Genomic DNA, 19,635 nt, shown 5'->3' with positions numbered 1-19,635 from the left:
AATGGAAGCGCCGCGGGTCTCGCCGGCACAGCCGTGGTTTGCCGCTGGAATCAGCAGCTTGCGCGATTTCCGGCCGGCATTTGCCCTCGACAGGCGAGACAATTGGCGCCGAAAAAGAAAATCCGGGCGGGAGCGCGTTGCATGCGGCCAAAGGAGGTCATGGCCGCGCCATCGCCGAAACAGGTCCGTTGGGGTAAATCTGACCCTGCTTCTTGCCGGCGGTCGCTGCTCCCGCCCGTAACTGGAGGAGCGGAACTCGAATGCGCTTATTGTCCCAACCGGACGCACGCTTTGGTATGGTGCGATCGCACCATAGTCTTATCCGCAACAACGTCGCCGAATCTCGGCTGAGCTCTACAGCCTGACGCTGATGCCAATCCCGCGTTGCGCTGGATTTTCCGTCCGCGCCGAGCCACAGCGCGGCGCGTTCTTTCGGATGCGCTAGTGTTGTGACTCTAACACTCGACGCCCTCGTGCGACCTTTTCAAGGATGTCAGCAGCCTTGGCGGCCCAGATGAAGGGTTTGGGGTCGGCATTGTGATGCTCCAGGTAGGCCTCGATCGCGATCGTCAGGTCGGTCACGCTGCGGAAGACGCCGCGGCGGATGGCGTCGTCGGTGATGAGCCCGAAGAAGCGCTCGACCTGGTTCAGCCAGGAGCCAGAGGTCGGCGTGAAGTGGAGGCGGAAGCGCTTATGCCGGGCAAGCCAGGCTTTGACCTTGGGATGCTTGTGGGTGGCGTAGTTGTCGACCACCAAATCCAGGGCGAAGTGCTTGGGCGTGTTGCGATCGATCGTGCGCAGGAAGCGCAGGAACTCCTGGTGGCGGTGTCGCGGCATGCATTCGCCGATGACCTTGCCGGTGGCCACGTCGAGGGCGGCAAACAGTGTCGTGGTGCCGTTGCGCTTGTAGTCATGGGTCATCGTGCCGGCCCGCCCCTTCTTGATGGGCAGCCCCGGCTGCGTGCGGTCGAGCGCCTGGATTTGGCTCTTCTCGTCGACGCAAAGCACCAGGGCTTTGTCCGGCGGGTTGAGATAAAGGCCGACGACGTCCTGGACCTTCTCGACGAACGCCTTGTCATTGGACAGCTTGAATTTTTTGATCAGATGCGGCTTCAGCCCGTGCGCTGCCCAGATGCGCTGCACGCTCGACGGGCTGAGCCCCACCACCTTGGCGAGCTTGCGCACCGACCAATGGGTGCTCGCCGGCGGCTTCTGATGCAGCGTCATATCCACCACACGCTTGATCACCTCGGCCGAAAGCGGCGGCTTGCGGCTCGGCCGGCTGGCATCCCGCTTCAGCCCCTCAATGCCGCACGCAACGTAACGATCACGCCAGCGATAGGCGGTTCGCTTGGTTTTGCCGGTCGCCCGTACAATCGCGGTGACGCCGTCGCCGTCCGCCCACATCAGCACGATCCGCGCCCGCCAAACCCATTTCTGTGGCGAGTTGCGGTCCGCCACCCAACCTTCCAGCGTCGCCCGATCCTCAGGAGACAACCGGATGCCCGATTCAGTTGACATGCCCTCTGACTCGCACATCAGAGAGCTAAAGGGAATCCTTTCGTTAGAGACGGAACACTAGGGACATTGCGGCACTTTGATTTTGCGCATGATCCCCAGCGAAATCGATTCCGATTCTCCGGGTCATGCGCTAGCCTTGCCCGCGGTGTATTCCGACGGTTGTCGGCAGAGCCGAAGCCGCGTTATAAATCCCGCAAGGGTGTTGCCGATGTTGGGACGGATCCTGCCTTTTTTGCTGTGCCCGATGCTGCTGTTGGGGAGCGGCTGCTCGCGCAGCTACGACGGTACCGTCGTCATTCCAAGGCCGCTCGATGTCCGGCGGTTCTGGGACAGGCCGCCGCAGCAGGCGCAAGCCGAACAGCCGCAGCTGCTGCAGACCGATGTCTTTCCTGCGGCGCCCGAAACGCCGAACGGCGCGGCGGCCCGCAGAATCAACGCCCCCGTGGCGCCGAGAAGGCAAATCACCAGGATTTCCAAAGCTCCGCCGACGCCGTCATCCGAACCGGCAAAACCGCTCACCTGCAGGAACGTCAGCCAACCCGGAAAACGGGTCCGCATGGTCTGCGAATAGCCGGCCGGCATTCAAACGACGGCAGCCAAAATATCCGTCCTCAAACGGTGGGTTTCGGGCTGCTCGATCGATCCGGCGACCACGATCAATTCGGCGTTACCGCCAACTCCACGCTGAAACCTTGTGCTGCTTGCGGCGTTAACGGCCATTACGGCGCCTGGCGTCCGTTTGGATGCAGTACGCTGTGCCGTTTGATTTGGCGCATGGGCCTATCCCAACCGAAGGGCAGCGTAGCAACGATCGATCCCGATATTGAGGTCATGCGGTGGATAGTCAAAGGAGACCGCAAATGGCGATTCACTTTACCGTCTCGGACCTGACCAGAAATCTGTTTCACTCGCCCAGAAATCTGTTTCACTCGCTGAGACTGGATCATGAGCGCGCGCCGGGACCTCTCAGTCCTGAGCAAAGTCTTTTGCTGGAATGCTATCTGGCCGGTCAGATTCCGGAATCGGCGTGGAACGACTACGTCTTTGAGACGCCGGAATTGGCACGCCATGTCAATGCGAGACGCGGGCAACACTGACATCTCGTGAACCGGGATTCGGATCCAATCGCTTGAGATGACGCCACCCTGATGTTTTGCAAAGGCTAGATGCCCGACGACAATTGCGAAGTCAGGCCGCAGTTTCCCGGGAACAATATCCCTTGAAAGCAAAAGGCGGGCACATGGCCGACCTTTCCTTTCCACCTCGACCGCGCCAGTACATCCGTGGTCACGGGTTGGAGGTGAATTGCCGATCAGTAGACAGGGCTTTGGTTAACGATTCCTTAGCTGACGGGAAGAAGCCCGTCGATGCGTCTTGGCCAATCCGATCTGTGTTTTCGTGAGGAATGCGGAAAGTCGTTTTTAAAAGCGGCACGGACTATTAATCGATGTGCACCAACATGTTGGCGTGTGGCATATCTAAGTAAATATTGTATTCCGGAAGTCGATTTATGGCCGTACTTGGCGCTCTCCCACCGGACGTTCGCTGTCGACCAATTCGTGAAGCTGATTGGGAAGGAGTGGTCGACTGCCTGTGCAGGGGCTTTCCGGAGCGTGACCGGCGTTACTGGATACAGGCGCTGACCCGTTTGTCGCAGCGGCCTGCCGTCGCCGAATTCCAAAAATACGGCTTTGCTTTGGAGAAGGCTGGTCGGATCGTCGGCGTTGTGCTGACCCTTTATACCCGTTATCGCCGGCAGGAAGGCGACGAGACCCGCTGCAACCTTTCAAGCTGGTCCGTCGACGCAGAATTCCGCCCCTATGCCATCAAGCTGATTGCGGCGGTTCTCAAGCAAAGAGACGTGACCTACACGAACGTTTCGCCGGCGCCCGCGACATTAAAGCACAACTTGGCGCTCGGCTTTCGCCTCTTTTCCAGCGGACAATTTGCCTTCTTGCCGGCTTTTAGCTCGGTGCAGCGGTCATGTCGTGTGCTCGAAGCTCGTCCCGATCTTGCGGAAATGGCGATGCTGCCCGACAGTGAGAGATACATACTCTCGGAACACGCCGCGCTGGGCTGCCTGTCGTTGATTTGCATTTGCGACGGAGTGGCGTTTCCTTTCGTGTTGATGCCGCGCCGAATATTGCGCGGTCTTATCCCATCCTATCAGGTCGTCTATTGCCGCTCTCTCGCGGATTTGAGCCGGTGCGCCGCTGCCATGGGGCGCTTTCTCCTGCGAAGCGGCATCCTGCTTTGCGTCGTCGACGCCAAGGAGCCGATTGCAGGCCTGTTCGGGTGGTACCGCCCCAACAGGGGCCTGAAATACTTTAGGGGTCCCAGACCACCCTCGCTTGGAGATCTGACGTTCACCGAGCTTGTGATGTTCGGTCCCTGAACGACAAGCGCAACATCAATCACGCCGCGGCGGGCCTTCGGCCTCGGTTTAAGTCGGCCTGGGAAGTCAACCGGGGAGCGAAAGCCTCACGCCGCAGCCTGCGACTTCACATAGGCGATATAGCCGCGCACGTCGGCGGCCGGCTCGGCATAGGCCTTGCCGAGCTTTTTCTCGATCGCCGCCATGTACTCCTTTGCCCATTGCGGCAGCGCGTAGTCGATGACGGCGAGGAATTCGAGCGTCGCCGCCAGGCGGATGTCGGCGATCGATGGGTTCTTGCCGCCGATGAACGGCTTGCCGTTCCTGAAGAAGCTGTGAAAGACCTCCAGCGGTTCGGCAATCGCGGCCGCCGCGGCCTTCTGGGCTTCCGATTTCCTGTCGGGATGGGCGTCGCTGTGACCGACCTCGCCGGCATATTGCGGGAAGTTCAGCGCAGGATAGGTGGCGCGCGCCACATAGGGGTAGAGCGTTCCGATCAGGTAGAACATGGCGCTGTCGATCATTGCCCGCTTGGCGGGCGCCTTGGGATATAATTTCTCCAGCCCATGCTTGTTGGCGAGATACTGCATGATGGCGCAGCTTTCCCACAAGACGCCTCGCGGCAGGCCCTTATCCTCGATCATCGGCGTCAGATGGGCTGGGTTTCGCGCCATATATTCGGGCGAGCGCGTGTGGCCCCATACGTCGGTCTCGGAATGGTCGAGCCCGGCCGCGCGCGCAAACACCCGTACGCTCATATTGTTGACGCTCGGCTTCAGCATGCTGAGCGTCAGCGCCGGTTTTTTCGCTGACTTCGCTACGGCCTTTCGCGCGGACTTCGCGGAGGCCTTGCCCGCAGGTTTTGTGGCGGCTTTCACTGTCGACTTGGCGGAAGCTTTGGACGCGCTGGCGGCAGGCTTTGTCGCGGCCTTGGCAGCCGGTTTCGTGGCGGCCTTGGCGGCCGGCTTCTTCGCACTCTTCGTTGTCGTCTTGGCCATTGTGGTCCTCCCTCGGGGTTGGCTGTCGTCAGTATGGATTTTTCGGCGCGCGGTCCTCCGACAAAGTCGCGCGGGAGCGCTCGACCAGCGCCTGAATTGCGTCAGCAAGATGCACTTCGGCGATTGCGTAGTCGCCGCGCGAGACGCGAAGCTTGTGCGCTTGCATCAGCACGTCGGCATGGGTGAAGCCCGCCGGCGGCTCGAAACGGTAGGAAGCGAGTTCGATCAGCAGGCCGAGCGGATCCTCGAAATAGATCGAATCCATAAAGCCGCGATCCTTAACGCCGCTGTGCTTGATGGCGCGCTCGTCGAGCCGGGCGACCGCCTGCAGGAAGGTGACGCGCGACACCGCAAAGGCGATGTGATGGACGCAGCCCGCATCTGTCGGCGTGCGCCGCATGACCGGCGTGCGGCTCTCGTCGGTGAAGATGGTGATCAGCCGGCCGTCGCCCGGATCGAAATAGAGGTGGCTTTCGCTGGCCTTGTCGAGGTTGGGCTGCTCGAAGATGAAAGGCATGCCAAGCACGCCTTCCCAGAAGTCGATCGAAGTCTGGCGCCCGGCGCCGACCAGCGTGATATGATGGACGCCCTGCGATTGCAATTTCTGCATCGGTTCCTCCCTTCGATCCCCTCGCCTCTTCTGGACGAGTCGGACCCGCATTCGCTGCAATTGACGCTTTCCATGGCGCCGACCGCGCGGGCGCCACCTTGCGCCTTTGGCGCAAGGTTCATGACGCAATGCTAATTCAATCGGCGGCGCTGCGCCAGAAGCGCCGTATCCACGCCAGCAACGTTGAATTCAAGTTCGGGCGCTGAGGTACAGGATATAAGCAGGCTCTAAAACTTCCGGATAAGGTCCTTCCGCTTCGCTTCCCTGACGGTGTCGCTGTAGCGGAACTCGGTCTCTGTTGGAAAACGGATCCAGACGTCATGCCATGCGTTCCTCGAGGTGCCGCGCGCGACGCTTCTGACCCATTGCGATACCGAAGAGAAGATGGTCGTGCCGCTAACGACGTTTTCTGACTTGATCGTGGCATACTGCTTTTTGCCTAGGTACTTCATACGGAGCTCGGTGCCATTAGGCAGAAAGACGAAGCTCCACTGATGGCCGCGTGACGGGTCGCCGAAGTCCTGGCTCTTCTCGGCCTCCTCTTTCGCAAACTGGGCGACGCCCTGCTCAGTCCAGACAAGGGCCTCGTCGCGGGTTCGCTCGATGAACTGTTCCACCTGTTCTGTGGCAAGGTTCGCAGGGTCCAGCTTCCCACCGGATCGCAGGACGATGAGATTGTAGAGATCGCGCGGGAATGGGATCGACACATATTCCATGGGCCATCTCCGATTAAGACGCTCCAATTCTGTCGCAGGCGATTATAGTATTCAATAGTGACTTTGCGTAGCATAACGCTAGACCGCAGCTACCGTCGGCCCGCATCCTCTAGCCGCCGTAGCAACATTGACGCAAACAATAGACGGTCAAGGCAAATGTCAGGGTTATCGGCGATGTGCGTGGAATGTCCGCGCGGGTTGCGCATCGCGGCCATGCTCCTGCAAACGTGTGTGGTGGGAATAGCGGCAGGGGAGGCATGTGCTACGCTCGGTGCATCCGTCTTCAGGCTGAGGGAGCTCCTCCTTTGCAAGGTACTGGTGGCTAATGATGCGTCTTTCTTTACTCCCAGTAACGGTCGTTGTCGTGGCATGCTCGGGGTCCGCTTTGCCAACCTATGCGGCAGAACACACGACGCCGCACCCTACCACCTTGGATGATCTGCCTCCGTTGAAGCTCGCTATCCAACGGCACCTCGTGATCGAGGCTAGTCCGATCGTATGGATCGCCCAAGCTCGTATTGGAGAAAGCGGCACCATTTATCTCTGCGGGTTAACGGACGGAGGAATTTTTTCGTCGGCGGTTCTATTTTTCGCCGAAAATCGCAACGGAACCATGCAGATAATGGCCTTGGATAAAAATCCAAAGGTCGATGACATCGCGAAAACACTTTGTGATATGCACGGATTTCGTACCCCCATTCCGGGATGAACGGACTTGATGTTCCGCTTTCCACCCAAAGTGGCTGTTGACTTGGGATCGGCCTGATTCCCTATCAAAGCTGCGCGCCACGCTCGATTTATATATTTGGTTGGATATTTGTTCCATCGAAACGGTCCGTGACCATCTCGAAAAATTATATAATTATTTCAGTAAGTTAAGTGGTACGCCCAAGGGGAATCGAACCCCTGTTCCCGCCGTGAGAGGGCGGTGTCCTGACCGCTAGACGATGGGCGCGTTCAAGAACCGGCGATATAGGCTGACGGCTGGGAAAAAGCAACTGGGCTTCGGACAGTCGATGGTGCCGGGAAAATATCCGTTGCAATCCTATCGTTTTGGTTCGATCAGGTCCCAGAGATTTCCGTGGAGATCGGCGAAAACCGCCACAGTGGCATAGGCCTCGTGGCGGGGCGCCTCTCGGAATTCGACGCCCTTTTCGAGCATTGCCGCGTGGTCGCGGACAAAATCGTCGGTTTCGAGGAACAAAAAGACGCGGCCGCCGGTCTGGTTGCCGATGCTGCTTGCTTGCATATCGTCCGCCGCTTCGGCCAGCAGCAGCCTCGCGCCTTGTCCGTTCGCCGGCGCCACCGTAACCCAGCGTTTGCCGCCGCCAAGATCGACGTCCTCGGTGAGCAAAAAGCCCAACCTGTCGACATACCAGGAGATCGCCTCGTCATCGTTTCTGACGACGAGCGCGACGGTGGCGACGCGGCGATTTTCGGCGAAACCAGTCATTTGTTGCGGATCGAAAACCGGCCAATGATCCGCCGCTCAGTGGTGTCGTAGACAAAGATGGCGCGGCTGCCGTCGGCAAGCTCCGCATCGATGGAGACGCGGTTGCCGGAGAGTGACTGGCTCATCACCTTGGCGCCGACCGGCAGCACGATGTCGCCGGTCAGCGGCTCGCCGGCCGGCACCTGGATGTCGCCGGCCAGGGATGGACTATTGGGCGGCGAGCCCGCTGGCGGCGGCGCTGTGCGCGTTTTGTAGACAAGGGCCGCGATCACCACCATAAGGGCGAGGAACAGCAGGCCGAGATTGATGGCGACGAAGCGGACGAGCTTCTTGCGCACTTTTTCAACTTCGGGGTCGAGCGGCTTTTCCTCGTCTTCGTCGGCAGCAGCCATGGCAAAACATTCCGGAACGATTTTCGATGAGCGCTCATAACGAAGAGGCCCCCATATTGATAGAGGATGGATTGACAGGGGATGGATTGATGGAGGGCGGATCGCCAGACGGTGCACCGATCGCGCTGGAAGCGGGTCCCGATGCGGCCGGCCAGCGCCTCGACCAATGGCTGGCGGGCAAGCTCGGCCCGGACATGTCGCGCAGCCGGGTGCAGATGCTGATCAGACAGGGCGCCGTCAAGGTCGGCGGCCAACCGGTCAACGAGACCAAGCGCAAGATGGCGGCCGGTGACCGCGTATCGGTCGACATGCCGGAGCCGGAGCCGGCGGAGCCGCAAGGCGAGAACATCGCGCTCGACGTCCTCTATGAAGACAATGAATTGATCGTCATCAACAAGCCCCCGGGGCTGGTCGTCCATCCCGGCGCCGGCAACTGGACCGGCACGCTGGTCAACGCGCTGATCCACCATTGCGGCGACAGTCTTTCCGGCATCGGCGGTGTGCGGCGGCCGGGCATCGTCCACCGCCTTGACAAGGAGACCAGCGGCGTCATGGTCGTCGCCAAGACCGATCGCGCCCACAAGTCATTGTCGGAGGCCTTTGCCGACCATGGCCTGACCGGCGATCTCAAACGCGCCTACCTGGCGCTGGTCTGGGGCATACCGACGAGACCGACAGGCACGGTCGACGAGCCGCTCGGCCGCGCCGCCGACCGCGTGCGTCGCGCCGTGGTGCCGGAGGGCCGCGACGATGCCCGCCACGCCGTCACCCATTTCACCGTGGTCGAGCGCTTTGGCGAGCAGCAAAAGGAATTTGCCACGGCAAGCCTGGTCGAATGCCGGCTCGAGACCGGCCGCACCCATCAGATCCGCGTCCATATGGCTCATATCGGCCATCCGGTCGTCGGCGATCCCGATTACGGCCAGGCCTTTCGCACCAAGGCGAACCGGCTGCCCGAGCCGCTGAAAGGCCGGGTGAAGGCATTTCCGCGACAGGCATTGCATGCCCGCCTGCTTGAATTTCGGCATCCGACTACCCATTTAACGATGAGGTTCGAGGCGCCTATAACGAGGGATATGGAGGAACTCGTCGACGGCTTTCGCAAACTCTAAACCGCCCTCCATCCATTCAAAACCTGATCGGCAAAAACCTGACCGGCGTTGTTCACTTTGGCGTGACACACTGTTTCGTGTTGAACCAATGCTGTCCTTTCTGGTTTTGTTCCTATATACACCGGTTGTCGCGAACGAGCCTTTGGCGTTCGCGATATATGCCCGCCACGTTTCGGGGGCACCACTCCAAGAGAGAGGGGCGCTATCATGGCCCAGTCATTACCCAGTATCGTTTCCGGCGAAGGCGGCCTCAGCCGCTACCTGGAAGAAATCCGTCGCTTTCCGATGCTTCAGCCGCAGGAAGAGTACATGCTCGCCAAGCGTTACGCCGAGCATGAGGACACCACGGCTGCGCACAAGCTCGTCACCAGCCACCTTCGGCTCGTCGCCAAGATTGCCATGGGCTATCGCGGCTACGGCCTGCCGATCGGCGAGGTGATCTCAGAAGGCAATGTCGGCCTGATGCAGGCCGTCAAGAAATTCGAACCGGAGCGCGGCTTCCGGCTAGCCACCTACGCCATGTGGTGGATCAAGGCCTCGATCCAGGAATACATCCTGCGCTCCTGGAGCCTGGTCAAGATGGGCACGACCGCCAACCAGAAGCGCCTGTTCTTCAACCTGCGCAAGGTGAAGGGTAAGATCCAGGCGCTCGACGACGGCGATTTGAAGCCCGACCAGATCACCGAGATCGCCACCCGCCTCAACGTGTCCGAAGCGGAGGTGGTGTCGATGAACCGCCGCCTGTCGGGCGACGCCTCGCTCAACGCACCGATCCGGGCGAGCGAAGGTGAATCCGGTGAATGGCAGGACTGGCTCGTCGACGACCACGAAAGCCAGGAAGAGGCGCTGATCGAGCAGGACGAGCTGGAAAACCGGCGCGGCATGCTGTCGGGCGCTCTGGCCGTGCTCAATGAGCGCGAGCGGCGCATCTTCGAGGCGCGCCGCCTGGCCGAGGAGCCGCTGACGCTGGAAGAGCTGTCGGCCGAGTTCGACATCAGCCGCGAGCGCGTGCGCCAGATCGAGGTGCGCGCCTTCGAGAAGGTGCAGGACGCGGTCAAGGCCGCGGCCAAGCGCCAGATGCAGGCGCTGCGCACCATCGAGGCGCAGCCGGCGGCGTAAAGCTTCCGACGGAAACAAATAACGGCGGCGTCAGGCAACTGGCGCCGCCTTTTTATGGGTCCTCGGACTGCCGGAAGAACTGTCGCTTGGTGCCATATTCCAGCTAGGGTTGCCGGTTCCGCCGCGCCTTCGCGAACGCCCGATCCGTCGCCATAAACCGCTCAATCATCGGTGTGATCAGCCTGGCCGGCTCATGGCGGCATTATAGCAATTTTCCCCAAGCCCTGGAAACCGCAACGCTGCAAATTGTGGCGGCAATGTTCCGGCGCCGACACGGGCTTCCGTCGCGAAATTCCACAAGGCGGCGCTTGCCGCAGGCGGCCGCGACAATGAGCGCCGCGGCTGCGCTGGGCAGTTGAGCTCGCCTGTTTGGAAACCAAAGGCAGTATGACGATGACGATTTCTTCGTTTCTCACCGCTCTCGGATCCGAAGGTCCCCCAGCCGACCGAGCGAAAGACATGGACCTTTATGGATGGCTAATTGGAAGCTGGGAAATGGACACGGTCCACTACCTCGACGACGGCACAATCCAGAAGTGGAATGGAGAATGCCATTTCGGCTGGGTGCTCGAAGGCCGCGCGATTCAGGACGTTTGGATCCGGCCCAAGCGCCCTGCGCCGTCCACGATGTATGGCACGACTTTGCGCATCTTCGATCCTGGGATCGATGGCTGGCAGATCATATGGAACGACCCGCTCAACCGAGATCACTCGCGCCAGATCGGGCGGGCCGAGGGTAAGGACATTGTCCAGCTCGGCACTGACTCGCGCGGTCTGAAAACTCGATGGCGTTTCACTGAGATCACTGCCAACAGCTTCCATTGGATCGGCGAGGAAAGATCTTCCGAGAGCGACCCTTGGCAAATCACGTATGAACATTTAGCCCGTCGAACAAAACCGTGAAGCTAGACTAGCTGGCGTCTGCGCCGCTCCTCATCCGGCTCCCGCCACCTTCTCCCCGTATAGTGACGGGAGAAGAGGCAGATCGCACCGCCGGCACTCTTGCAACGTCGAAAATTGGCTAAATCGTCAGCGAAAGCATCCTTCTCCCCGTCACTATACGGGGAGAAGTGCCCGGCAGGGCGATGAGGGGCGGCGCCGAGTTTGCAATAGAGTTGTAGTGCCAGCGACCCCTCTCATCAAAGGCAATCGAGCGGAAACTTCAGATAGCGGCGGCCGTTGGCTTCCGGTTCCGGCAGGCGCCCGCCATTCATGTTGACCTGCAGCGCGTGCAGGATCAGCCTCGGCATCGGCAGCGTTCTGTCACGTGCCTCGCGCAACGCCACGAAATCGGCCTCTGTCCTGCAGGCGGCAACATGGGCGTTCTTGGATTTCTGTTCCGCGACCGTGCTCTCCCACAGGGGTTCGCGCCCTTCCGTCTGGTAGTCATGACCGACGAACAGACGTGTCTCGTCCGGCAGCGCGAGGATATCCTGGATCGAGCGCCAGAGCCGCGCGGCACTGCCGCCGGGAAAATCCGCTCTCGCCGTGCCGCTGTCCGGCATGAACAGCGTATCATGGATGAAGGCGGCGTCACCGATCACATAGGTGATCGAGGCCAGCGTGTGGCCTGGCGAAAAAAGCACTCTTGCTGGAATGTTGCCAACCGAAAAGACCTCGCCGGCCGCGAATAGCTTGTCCCATTGCGAGCCGTCGGCAGGGAAATCCGGCCAGTTGTAGATCGCCTTCCACAATTTCTGGACGCCGACCACCTTCTCGCCGATCGCGGTGGGCGCTCCTGTCTTCGTGCCGAGATAGTGTGCTGCCGAGAAATGGTCGGCATGCGGGTGCGTATCGAGGATCCACTCGACCTCCAGCCCGTTTTCCCTGATGAAATCGAGCAGGGCGTCGGCATTTTTCGTCGCAGTGGCGCCGGACTTCTCGTCGAAATCTAGGACCGGATCGATGATTGCGCATCGTCGCGTCTGCGGGTCGGCAACGACATACTGGATGGACCCGCTCGGCTTGTCGTAAAAGCCTGCCACCTGCAGCTTGGCCGATGTCGCGTCCAATCCCGGCTCCCTCAACTCCCACCCGGCAGGAATGGTTTTCCCTGCCGGGGTAAAAGAAGAGCATGGTCATTCGCCAGCGCCACGCCGTCAAGCACCCCATGCTTCGCCGAAGCAAAAAGGCCGAAAATCCTTCCGTGCCGCCCTGGCCGCTCAGGCGGAGGGCTGCTTGGTCTTCCGGAGATACGGCAGGATCGTCTCGTAGGCGCCGAAACGCTTGATCGCGTCCTCATTGGAAACAGCGGCGGTGATGATGACGTCTTCGCCCTGCTTCCAGTTCGCCGGCGTCGCCACCTGGTGCTTGGCGGTCAACTGTATGGAATCGATCGCGCGCAGGATCTCATCGAAGTTGCGGCCGGTGGTCATCGGATAGGTGAGAACCAGCTTGATCTTCTTGTCGGGGCCGATGACGTAGACCGAACGCACCGTCGCGTTGTCTGCGGGCGTGCGCCCTTCCGAGGTTTCGCCGGCACCCGCCGGCAGCATCTCGTAAAGCTTGGCGACCTTGAGATCCTTGTCGCCGATCAGCGGATAGTTCACCGATTGGCCGGTCGCCTTCTTGATATCATCCTGCCATTTGCCATGGCTTTCGACCGGGTCGACGGAAATGCCGATGATCTTGACGTTGCGCTTCTTGAACTCGCCTTCCAGGCCGGCCATCGTGCCGAGTTCGGTCGTGCAGACCGGCGTGAAATTCTTCGGATGGCTGAAAAGCACCGCCCAGCCGTCACCGATCCAGTCGTGGAAGCTGATCGTCCCTTGCGTGGTTTCGGCCGTGAAATCCGGCGCGGTATCGTTGATACGGAGGCTCATGACGTGTCCCTACCCTGTGAGTGCAGATTGCAGCCGGCATTGACCGGCGCTGCTTTTGCCTTTCTACCACTCCGGCGTCATCCTTCAAACGCCTGTTGCGCCGGCATCAAGGCCGGCTGCGAAAATATTTTCATTGCTTCTCGGCAAAGGCAGCAGGAATTTCCGCTGCGCTGGCTCAGGCCTTGTTCACCGCCAGCGTCGTCGCCAGATCTTCCATGCGCTGGGCGAGCGCGCCAAGCGCATGGGTCAGCACGGTATCGTTCTTATCGGCCTTGGTCAGCGCGTCGTCACGCGTCTTGCGCAGCGTCAGCACTTCGCTTTCCATGCCCTTGACGCGTTTTTGCAATTCCGAAAGCTCGTCCATGACCATGATGCCGGCCATCACCGTCAACCGCTGGTCGCCGATCTCGCCGAACGAATCCTTCAGATGCGAGACATAGCGGTCGAAGCGCTCGGCAAGGTCGATCAGATGTTCTTCCTGGCCCTCGTCGCAAGCCATGCGATACTGCTTGCCGTCGATGGAAACCGTGACTTGTGCCATTGGCCTTACCTGTCCAGCCCCTACCTGTCCAACACGGCGCGGATGGTTTCCATGGCGGTCACCAGCCGACGCGACACTTCCTTGTTGGCGTCTTCCAGCCGTTCGGCGCGCGCTTCGGAATTGTCGAGTTCCTGCGCCAGCCGCGAGCGGTCGGCGTTCATGCGCTGCACCTCCGCCTCGGCTTCCGTATAGTCGCGCTCGTGCTCGAGCTTGGCCGCGACGGCATTTTCCAGCCCCTCGATGGCCTTACCCAGCCTGGCGATGACTTCTTTGAGTGTCGTTTCCCCGGTCATGGCTTTCGTCCTGCGCCCTGCCCATCACCGAATCATCCACGTTCAGAACGCGTTATGTCTGAAACATTACCCGCCGTGTGAAGCCAACGTCAACAAAGCTCTCGCGACTGTCCCCTGCTAACGCTAATGTAGAGCCCCCAAGGCCCTTCTGGCACCATCACAGGACCGGCAAAAGCGCCGGTTTATTGACTAACAAGATCGGCAAAAGCGCGCCGGTTTGTTGACTAAAAAGCCGCGCCTGCTATGTGTCGCGCACCCTTTTCCAGGGCTCTCCCAAGGCCCCAAACCCCCACACTGGAGGAAGCATGACCTCGCGTGAACAACATGACCGGATGGCCAATGCGATCCGTTTTCTTTCCATGGACGCCGTCGAGAAGGCCCAGTCCGGCCACCCCGGCCTGCCCATGGGCTGCGCCGACATCGCTACGGTGCTGTTCACGCGTTTCCTGAAATACGATGCGAAGAACCCGCATTGGCCCGATCGCGACCGTTTCATCCTGTCGGCCGGCCACGGTTCGATGCTGCTTTATTCGCTGCTTTATCTGACCGGCTACGAGGACATCACTCTCGACCAGATCAAGCATTTTCGCCAAGTGGGGTCGAGGACGGCAGGCCATCCCGAATATGGCCATGCCGCCGGCATCGAGACGACAACCGGCCCGCTCGGCCAGGGCCTTGCCAACTCGGTCGGCTTCGCACTCGGCGAGCGCATCATGAATGCCGCCTTCGGCAACGACCTCGTCGGCCATTACACCTATGTACTGGCCGGTGACGGCTGCCTGATGGAGGGCGTCTCGCAGGAGGCCATCGCACTTGCCGGACATCTCAAGTTGAACAAGCTGATCGTCTTTTGGGACAACAACAACATCTCGATCGACGGCCCGGTGTCGCTGGCCGACAACACCGATCAGGTCGCTCGCTTCCAGGCGTCCGGCTGGAACGCCAGCCACATCGACGGCCAGGATCCGGAAGCGATCGCCTATGCCATCGAGGCTGCCCGCCATTCCGACAAACCGACGATGATCGCCTGCAAGACGACGATCGGCTTCGGCGCGCCGACCAAGGCCGGCACCAACAAGGCACACGGTTCGCCGCTCGGCGTGGATGAAATCGCCGGCGCCAGGAAGTTCTTCGGTTGGGACTATCCGCCCTTCGAGGTTCCTGCCGATATTCTCGATGCCTGGCGCGACGCCGGCAAGACGGGCGTCAAGGCACGCACCGACTGGGAAGGCCGCCTTGCCAACGCCGACGCCCAATTGCGCAGCGAATTCGAGCGTCGCATCAGTGGCACGCTGCCGGCGAATTTCGACGCCGTCATCACCGACTACAAGAAGAAGCTCAGCACGGACAAGCCGAAGGTCGCCACCCGCAAATCGTCGGAAATGGCGCTCGAAATCATCAACGGCGCGGTGCCGGAGACCATCGGCGGCTCAGCCGACCTGACCGGCTCCAACAACACCAAGACCAGCCAGACCAAGAACATCACTGCCGACGACTATGGCCAGCGCTACGTTCACTACGGCGTCCGCGAGCACGGCATGGCGGCCGCGCTCAACGGACTGACGCTGCATGGCGGCATCATCGCCTATGGCGGCACCTTCATGTGCTTTTCCGACTACGCCCGTCCGTCGATGCGGCTCGCCTCGCTGATGGGCATCCGCTCGATCTTCGTCATGACCCATGATTCCATCGGTCTCGGCGAAGACGGCCCGACCCATCAGCCGGTCGAGCATCTGGCCGCACTGCGCGCCATTCCGAACCACAATGTCTTCCGCCCGGCGGACGCGGTCGAGACCGCCGAATGCTGGCAACTGGCCATCGAACAGGAAAAGACGCCTTCGACGCTGGCGCTGACCCGGCAGAACCTGCCGGCGGTGCGCAACGACTTCGTTGCGGAAAACCTCAGCCGCCAGGGCGCCTATGAGCTGGCCGCCGCCAGTGGCGATGCGGCGGTGACGATCTTCGCTTCGGGCTCCGAGGTCGAGATCGCGCTGGCTGCGCGCGAGGCACTGGAGAAGCACGGCCATCCGACCCGCGTCGTCTCGGTGCCGTGCTTCGAATTGTTCGACAAGCAGAGCGCCGATTATCGCAACAAGACGATCGGCAACGCACCGATCAAGATTGCCATCGAAGCCGGCATCCGCCAGGGCTGGGATCATTTCATCGGCACCGACGGCATCTTCATCGGCATGACCGGCTTCGGCGCCTCTGGCACGATCGAACAGCTCTATCCGCATTTCGGCATCACCGCGGAAGCGACGGTGAAGGCGGCGGAAGCCCGCCTGCACGGCGAGTAAAGCCAGACACCCGCGAGACCGCGCATGGCGGTTTTGCTGGCAGCCTCAGTCTGGTGGACTTAAATCCAACCCATCGACGGCTGGATTCTTTGACAGCCCGCCGTTATGAAGCTGCGGACTTGATCTTCGGCCTCCAACTCCCAGGGAGAGAATAATGACCGTCAGAGTTGCCATCAACGGATTCGGCCGCATCGGCCGCAACATCCTGCGCGCCATCCACGAATCCGGCCGCAAGGACATCGACGTCGTCGCCGTCAACGACCTCGGCCCGGTCGAAACCAACGCGCATCTGCTGCGCTTCGACAGCGTGCATGGCCGCTTCCCGCATGAAGTGACGGTTGACGGTGACCAGATCACCGTCGGCACCGAAAAATTCAAGGTCACCGCGATCAAGGACCCGACGCAGCTGCCGTGGAAGGAACTCGGCATCGACATCGCGCTCGAATGCACCGGCATCTTCACCGCCCGCGACAAGGCCGCCGCGCATCTGACCGCCGGCGCCAAGCGCGTGCTCGTCTCGGCGCCTGCAGAGGGCGCCGACCTCACCGTCGTTTATGGCATCAACCATGACAAGCTGACCAAGGACCACATCGTCATCTCGAACGCCTCCTGCACCACCAACTGCCTGGCGCCGCTGGCAGCCGTGCTGCATGAGGCCGTCGGCATCGAGAAGGGCATGATGACGACGATCCACTCCTACACCGGCGACCAGCCGACGCTGGACACCATGCATAAGGATCTCTACCGCGCCCGCGCCGCGGCCCTGTCGCAGATCCCGACCTCGACCGGCGCGGCCAAGGCGATCGGCCTGGTGCTGCCCGACCTCAAGGGCAAGCTCGACGGCATCTCCATCCGCGTACCGACGCCGAACGTCTCGGTCGTCGATTTCAAGTTCATCGCCAAGCGGCCGACGACCGTACAGGAGATCAACGAGGCGGTGATCGCCGCCTCCAACGGCAAGCTGAAGGGCATTCTCGCCGTCACCCATCACCCGAACGTATCGATCGACTTCAACCACGATCCGCATTCCTCGATCATGGCGCTCGACCAGACCAAGGTCATGGACGGCAACTTCGTTTCGGTGCTGTCCTGGTACGACAATGAATGGGGTTTTTCCAACCGCATGGCCGACACCGCCGTCGCGTTCGGCAAGACCATCGCCTGATCGCAGAACCATGTTATTGCGACTTGAAAACGCCAGGCTCTGTCCGGGCGTTTTCATGAGAGCGCCCAGCGCCCTTTGGATGCGCAAACGGCGCTCTGACGGTTTGATTGGCAAGACCGCGCCTTGAGCGCCAAAACACTCAATAATCAGCGGCATAGGGCAAAAAACCACCCTCCCGCCTTGCACCGGTCATGTCTTCGCCTCACTCTCTCGTAAAGCGAGAGGAACACGAATTCGAGGGGCGATTGGCGGATGGAGCATGCGATCTATCTCGTGACACTGGTCGGCGCCGCACTGGTCGTTGCCGCCGCGTTTTCGAGCCTGATCGCCTTCCGCTTCGGCGCCCCTCTCTTGCTGCTGTTTCTCTGCATTGGCCTGGCCACGGGAACCGACGGCCTCGGCATCCAGTTCGACAATGCGCGGCTGGCTTATTTTGCCGGCTCACTGGCCCTGGCGGTCATCCTGTTCGATTCCGGTTTCGGAACGCCGCTCAACGCTTTGCGGCAGGCGGCCGGACCGGCACTGTCGCTGGCGACTATCGGCGTCCTTTTGACCACTGGCCTGTTCGGCGTCGTCGCCCACTATCTGCTCGATCTCAGCTGGCTGGAATCCTTCCTGCTCGGGGCCGCTGTCGCGTCGACCGACGCGGCAGCCGTGTTCTTCCTGTTGCGCGCCGGCGAGATCAATTTGCGCGAACGCGTGCGTTCGACGCTCGAGGTGGAATCCGGCACCAATGATCCGATCGCCATCTTTCTGACCATCAGCCTGGTCGAGATCATCGCCGCTAATGCCAATCCCGAGGCCAGGGTGCTGGTTACCGACCTCGTACTCGGCTTCCTTCTCAACATGGGGCTTGGCGCCATTGTCGGCATTTTCGGCGGCCTCGCCATCGTGCGCCTTGTCGACCGGCTCAATCTCGACCACGGGCTGCTGCCGATCTTCGTGCTGACGCTGTCGCTGATGGTGTTCGCCGCTGCCGGCGCCATTGGCGGCTCCGGGTTTCTGGCGGTCTATCTTGCCGGCCTCATCGCCGGCAATTCCGACATCCGCGCCGTCACCATCCTCAAGCGCTTCCAGGACGGCATGTCGTGGCTGGCACAGATCATCATGTTCCTGATCCTCGGCCTGTTCGCGACGCCCTCGCAATTTCCGGCGATCCTGCTGCCGGCGGTGCTGCTGGGCCTGTTCCTGATATTCGTGGCACGGCCGATCGCCGTCTGGCTTTGCCTGATGCCGTTCCGTCTGCCGCGCCCGGAAGTCGCCTTCGTCTCATGGGTGGGCCTGCGTGGCGCCGTGTCGATCCTGCTCGCCATCACGCCCCTGCTTGGCGGCCTTGAGAACGGCCGCCTCATCTTCAACACCGCCTTCATCGTCGTGCTGGTGTCACTGGTCATCCAGGGATGGACCGTCGGACCGCTGGCGCGCCGCCTCGGCCTGATCGTGCCGGCCCGCCTGGGTCCGCTGGACAAGGTCGAACTCGAATTGCCTGGCTCCGCCCATCACGAGCTTCTCGCCTATCGCGTAGCACCTGGCAGCCCGGTGGCGCGCGGCGAGCGCATTCCGCGCTGGGCGCGGCCGTCGCTGGTGCTGCGCGACGGGCGCTCGATGCGCTTCCAGGACATGGGCAGGCTCGCCGCCGGCGACCATGTCTACATCTTCGTGCCGGATCGCTATCCGGCCTTGCTCGACAAGCTGTTCGCCAGCCGCGCCGTGGTCGATCCCGAGGATGCGGACTTCTTCGGCGCCTTCGCCGTCGATCCGGCGCGCTCCGCCGCGGAACTGGAAGCCGCTTACGCGCCGGGCCTGACCGAGGAGGAACGCAAGCTGACCGTCGGTGACCTGGTGACGGAGCGGCTCGGCGGCCATGCCGAATATGCCGACCGCGTGCTGATTGGTCCGATCGAACTGATCGTCCGCGACGTCGACGACAAGGGCAAGATTACTGGTCTCGGTCTTTCCCTCGAGCCGACCGCGCCGGTGGCACGGGTGCCGGTGTTCCTGAGTGCCGGCGAAATCGCCGACCGCATCGTTGCCTTTGTGCGCAATTGGCGCAAGCGGATCAAAAAGCGGAGTGCCGAGCCGCCGGCGGACGCGGAACCCGCTCCACAGCCGCTGGTGGAAAAGGCAACCGACGGGGGCTGACGGCTTCCGACACAGGCCGTGGTCGTATTTTCCGCGTAGCACCATTGCAGGTCTTGCATCGTCGTTGGTGCGGGGTAAGG

General features: G+C 61.3%; 20 protein-coding genes, 1 tRNA gene and 1 pseudogene. 10 read left to right on the top strand and 12 right to left on the bottom strand.

Features of this window, described 5'->3' with window-relative positions; all coding sequences use genetic code 11:
• Positions 1–441: 441 nt before the first annotated feature.
• The gene (locus IHQ72_RS06690) at positions 442–1,521 is read right to left on the bottom strand and encodes an IS630 family transposase (protein ID WP_258116586.1); all 1,080 of its coding nucleotides are present in this window, start codon (positions 1,519–1,521) and stop codon (positions 442–444) included.
• An 88-nt stretch (positions 1,522–1,609) separates the two neighbouring features.
• Between IHQ72_RS06690 and IHQ72_RS06685 the strand changes: the two genes are divergently transcribed.
• The 3 genes from IHQ72_RS06685 (at position 1,610) to IHQ72_RS06675 (ending at position 3,916) form a co-directional block, all read left to right on the top strand.
• Entirely contained in the window at positions 1,610–2,092 is a 483-nt protein-coding gene (locus tag IHQ72_RS06685; RefSeq protein ID WP_258121711.1) for a hypothetical protein, read from the top strand.
• 289 nt (positions 2,093–2,381) lie between these two features.
• Complete coding sequence (locus tag IHQ72_RS06680) at positions 2,382–2,618, top strand: hypothetical protein (protein WP_258121709.1); 237 nt, start codon at positions 2,382–2,384, stop codon at positions 2,616–2,618.
• Positions 2,619–3,031: 413 nt separating this feature from the next.
• Positions 3,032–3,916 (top strand): hypothetical protein, encoded by an 885-nt coding sequence (locus IHQ72_RS06675; RefSeq protein WP_258121708.1) that lies wholly within the window; start codon positions 3,032–3,034, stop codon positions 3,914–3,916.
• Positions 3,917–4,002: 86 nt separating this feature from the next.
• Here IHQ72_RS06675 and IHQ72_RS06670 read toward each other — a convergent pair whose 3' ends face one another.
• The 3 genes from IHQ72_RS06670 to IHQ72_RS06660 form a co-directional block, all read right to left on the bottom strand.
• Positions 4,003–4,893: a glutathione S-transferase family protein gene (locus IHQ72_RS06670; protein WP_258121706.1), complete on the bottom strand. Its 891-nt coding sequence runs from the start codon at positions 4,891–4,893 to the stop codon at positions 4,003–4,005.
• A 28-nt stretch (positions 4,894–4,921) separates the two neighbouring features.
• A complete protein-coding gene (locus IHQ72_RS06665; RefSeq protein ID WP_258121705.1) occupies positions 4,922–5,503 on the bottom strand; it encodes a VOC family protein in 582 nt (193 codons plus the stop codon).
• A gap of 227 nt (positions 5,504–5,730) precedes the next feature.
• Positions 5,731–6,219, bottom strand: coding sequence for a hypothetical protein (locus IHQ72_RS06660; protein ID WP_258121704.1), 489 nt, complete (start codon positions 6,217–6,219; stop codon positions 5,731–5,733).
• Between the two features lie 385 nt (positions 6,220–6,604).
• Here IHQ72_RS06660 and IHQ72_RS06655 point away from each other — a divergent pair, with 385 nt between their 5' ends.
• Positions 6,605–6,928: a hypothetical protein gene (locus tag IHQ72_RS06655; protein WP_258121703.1), complete on the top strand. Its 324-nt coding sequence runs from the start codon at positions 6,605–6,607 to the stop codon at positions 6,926–6,928.
• Between the two features lie 171 nt (positions 6,929–7,099).
• Here the strand turns inward: IHQ72_RS06655 and IHQ72_RS06650 are convergent.
• The 3 genes from IHQ72_RS06650 to IHQ72_RS06640 form a co-directional block, all read right to left on the bottom strand.
• Positions 7,100–7,174 (bottom strand) — tRNA-Glu (locus tag IHQ72_RS06650).
• A gap of 90 nt (positions 7,175–7,264) precedes the next feature.
• Positions 7,265–7,672, bottom strand: coding sequence for a VOC family protein (locus tag IHQ72_RS06645; RefSeq protein ID WP_258121702.1), 408 nt, complete (start codon positions 7,670–7,672; stop codon positions 7,265–7,267).
• A complete protein-coding gene (locus tag IHQ72_RS06640) occupies positions 7,669–8,064 on the bottom strand; it encodes a fimbrial protein (protein ID WP_258121701.1) in 396 nt (131 codons plus the stop codon). Before IHQ72_RS06640 ends, IHQ72_RS06645 begins: the two co-directional genes overlap by 4 nt.
• A 26-nt stretch (positions 8,065–8,090) precedes the next feature.
• On the opposite strand from IHQ72_RS06640, the gene IHQ72_RS06635 reads away from it, so the two are divergent.
• Both IHQ72_RS06635 and rpoH read left to right on the top strand, forming a co-directional pair.
• On the top strand, positions 8,091–9,176 hold the full coding sequence (locus IHQ72_RS06635) for an RluA family pseudouridine synthase (RefSeq protein WP_258121700.1): 1,086 nt from the start codon (positions 8,091–8,093) through the stop codon (positions 9,174–9,176).
• Between the two features lie 207 nt (positions 9,177–9,383).
• Positions 9,384–10,295: an RNA polymerase sigma factor RpoH gene (gene rpoH, locus IHQ72_RS06630; protein WP_029348727.1), complete on the top strand. Its 912-nt coding sequence runs from the start codon at positions 9,384–9,386 to the stop codon at positions 10,293–10,295.
• Between the two features lie 103 nt (positions 10,296–10,398).
• On the opposite strand, the pseudogene IHQ72_RS06625 reads toward rpoH, so the two are convergent.
• Positions 10,399–10,488, bottom strand: a pseudogene (locus IHQ72_RS06625) (DUF2274 domain-containing protein); the annotation flags it as partial.
• A gap of 302 nt (positions 10,489–10,790) precedes the next feature.
• Between IHQ72_RS06625 and IHQ72_RS06620 the strand changes: the two are divergent.
• Complete coding sequence (locus IHQ72_RS06620; protein ID WP_258121698.1) at positions 10,791–11,198, top strand: hypothetical protein; 408 nt, start codon at positions 10,791–10,793, stop codon at positions 11,196–11,198.
• Positions 11,199–11,434: 236 nt separating this feature from the next.
• Here IHQ72_RS06620 and IHQ72_RS06615 read toward each other — a convergent pair whose 3' ends face one another.
• The 4 genes from IHQ72_RS06615 to IHQ72_RS06600 all read right to left on the bottom strand — a co-directional run bounded on the left by IHQ72_RS06615 (position 11,435) and on the right by IHQ72_RS06600 (position 13,951).
• On the bottom strand, positions 11,435–12,307 hold the full coding sequence (locus tag IHQ72_RS06615) for an MBL fold metallo-hydrolase (RefSeq protein ID WP_258121697.1): 873 nt from the start codon (positions 12,305–12,307) through the stop codon (positions 11,435–11,437).
• A 150-nt stretch (positions 12,308–12,457) separates the two neighbouring features.
• Entirely contained in the window at positions 12,458–13,117 is a 660-nt protein-coding gene (locus IHQ72_RS06610) for a peroxiredoxin (protein WP_258121696.1), read from the bottom strand.
• A 175-nt stretch (positions 13,118–13,292) separates the two neighbouring features.
• Positions 13,293–13,658, bottom strand: coding sequence for a cell division protein ZapA (locus tag IHQ72_RS06605; RefSeq protein WP_258121695.1), 366 nt, complete (start codon positions 13,656–13,658; stop codon positions 13,293–13,295).
• 20 nt (positions 13,659–13,678) lie between these two features.
• Positions 13,679–13,951 carry a DUF4164 domain-containing protein gene (locus tag IHQ72_RS06600; protein ID WP_023797069.1) on the bottom strand — a complete coding sequence of 91 codons (273 nt, stop codon included), beginning with the start codon at positions 13,949–13,951 and terminating at the stop codon, positions 13,679–13,681.
• Between the two features lie 305 nt (positions 13,952–14,256).
• Between IHQ72_RS06600 and tkt the strand changes: the two genes are divergently transcribed.
• The 3 genes from tkt to IHQ72_RS06585 all read left to right on the top strand — a co-directional run bounded on the left by tkt (position 14,257) and on the right by IHQ72_RS06585 (position 19,555).
• Positions 14,257–16,248 (top strand): transketolase, encoded by a 1,992-nt coding sequence (gene tkt / locus IHQ72_RS06595; protein ID WP_258121694.1) that lies wholly within the window; start codon positions 14,257–14,259, stop codon positions 16,246–16,248.
• Positions 16,249–16,402: 154 nt separating this feature from the next.
• Complete coding sequence (gene gap / locus IHQ72_RS06590) at positions 16,403–17,413, top strand: type I glyceraldehyde-3-phosphate dehydrogenase (RefSeq protein WP_127208478.1); 1,011 nt, start codon at positions 16,403–16,405, stop codon at positions 17,411–17,413.
• Between the two features lie 252 nt (positions 17,414–17,665).
• On the top strand, positions 17,666–19,555 hold the full coding sequence (locus IHQ72_RS06585; RefSeq protein WP_258121693.1) for a potassium/proton antiporter: 1,890 nt from the start codon (positions 17,666–17,668) through the stop codon (positions 19,553–19,555).
• Positions 19,556–19,635 lie beyond the last annotated feature (80 nt).

The organism is Mesorhizobium onobrychidis (assembly GCF_024707545.1).
GTDB classification, from domain to species: domain Bacteria; phylum Pseudomonadota; class Alphaproteobacteria; order Rhizobiales; family Rhizobiaceae; genus Mesorhizobium; species Mesorhizobium onobrychidis.
This window is presented reverse-complemented; position numbering and strand designations above follow the sequence as displayed.

Coding starts and splice junctions, on each gene's coding strand:
- IHQ72_RS06645 (WP_258121702.1), bottom strand. CDS start 7,672: ATGACTGGTTTCGCCGAAAATCGCCGCGTCGCCACCGTCGCGCTCGTC.
- IHQ72_RS06680 (WP_258121709.1), top strand. CDS start 2,382: ATGGCGATTCACTTTACCGTCTCGGACCTGACCAGAAATCTGTTTCAC.
- IHQ72_RS06675 (WP_258121708.1), top strand. CDS start 3,032: ATGGCCGTACTTGGCGCTCTCCCACCGGACGTTCGCTGTCGACCAATT.
- IHQ72_RS06620 (WP_258121698.1), top strand. CDS start 10,791: ATGGACACGGTCCACTACCTCGACGACGGCACAATCCAGAAGTGGAAT.
- IHQ72_RS06585 (WP_258121693.1), top strand. CDS start 17,666: ATGGAGCATGCGATCTATCTCGTGACACTGGTCGGCGCCGCACTGGTC.
- IHQ72_RS06640 (WP_258121701.1), bottom strand. CDS start 8,064: ATGGCTGCTGCCGACGAAGACGAGGAAAAGCCGCTCGACCCCGAAGTT.
- rpoH (WP_029348727.1), top strand. CDS start 9,384: ATGGCCCAGTCATTACCCAGTATCGTTTCCGGCGAAGGCGGCCTCAGC.
- IHQ72_RS06685 (WP_258121711.1), top strand. CDS start 1,610: ATGATCCCCAGCGAAATCGATTCCGATTCTCCGGGTCATGCGCTAGCC.
- IHQ72_RS06605 (WP_258121695.1), bottom strand. CDS start 13,658: ATGGCACAAGTCACGGTTTCCATCGACGGCAAGCAGTATCGCATGGCT.
- IHQ72_RS06660 (WP_258121704.1), bottom strand. CDS start 6,219: ATGGAATATGTGTCGATCCCATTCCCGCGCGATCTCTACAATCTCATC.
- IHQ72_RS06635 (WP_258121700.1), top strand. CDS start 8,091: ATGAGCGCTCATAACGAAGAGGCCCCCATATTGATAGAGGATGGATTG.
- gap (WP_127208478.1), top strand. CDS start 16,403: ATGACCGTCAGAGTTGCCATCAACGGATTCGGCCGCATCGGCCGCAAC.
- IHQ72_RS06610 (WP_258121696.1), bottom strand. CDS start 13,117: ATGAGCCTCCGTATCAACGATACCGCGCCGGATTTCACGGCCGAAACC.
- IHQ72_RS06690 (WP_258116586.1), bottom strand. CDS start 1,521: ATGTCAACTGAATCGGGCATCCGGTTGTCTCCTGAGGATCGGGCGACG.
- IHQ72_RS06670 (WP_258121706.1), bottom strand. CDS start 4,893: ATGGCCAAGACGACAACGAAGAGTGCGAAGAAGCCGGCCGCCAAGGCC.
- IHQ72_RS06665 (WP_258121705.1), bottom strand. CDS start 5,503: ATGCAGAAATTGCAATCGCAGGGCGTCCATCATATCACGCTGGTCGGC.
- tkt (WP_258121694.1), top strand. CDS start 14,257: ATGACCTCGCGTGAACAACATGACCGGATGGCCAATGCGATCCGTTTT.
- IHQ72_RS06600 (WP_023797069.1), bottom strand. CDS start 13,951: ATGACCGGGGAAACGACACTCAAAGAAGTCATCGCCAGGCTGGGTAAG.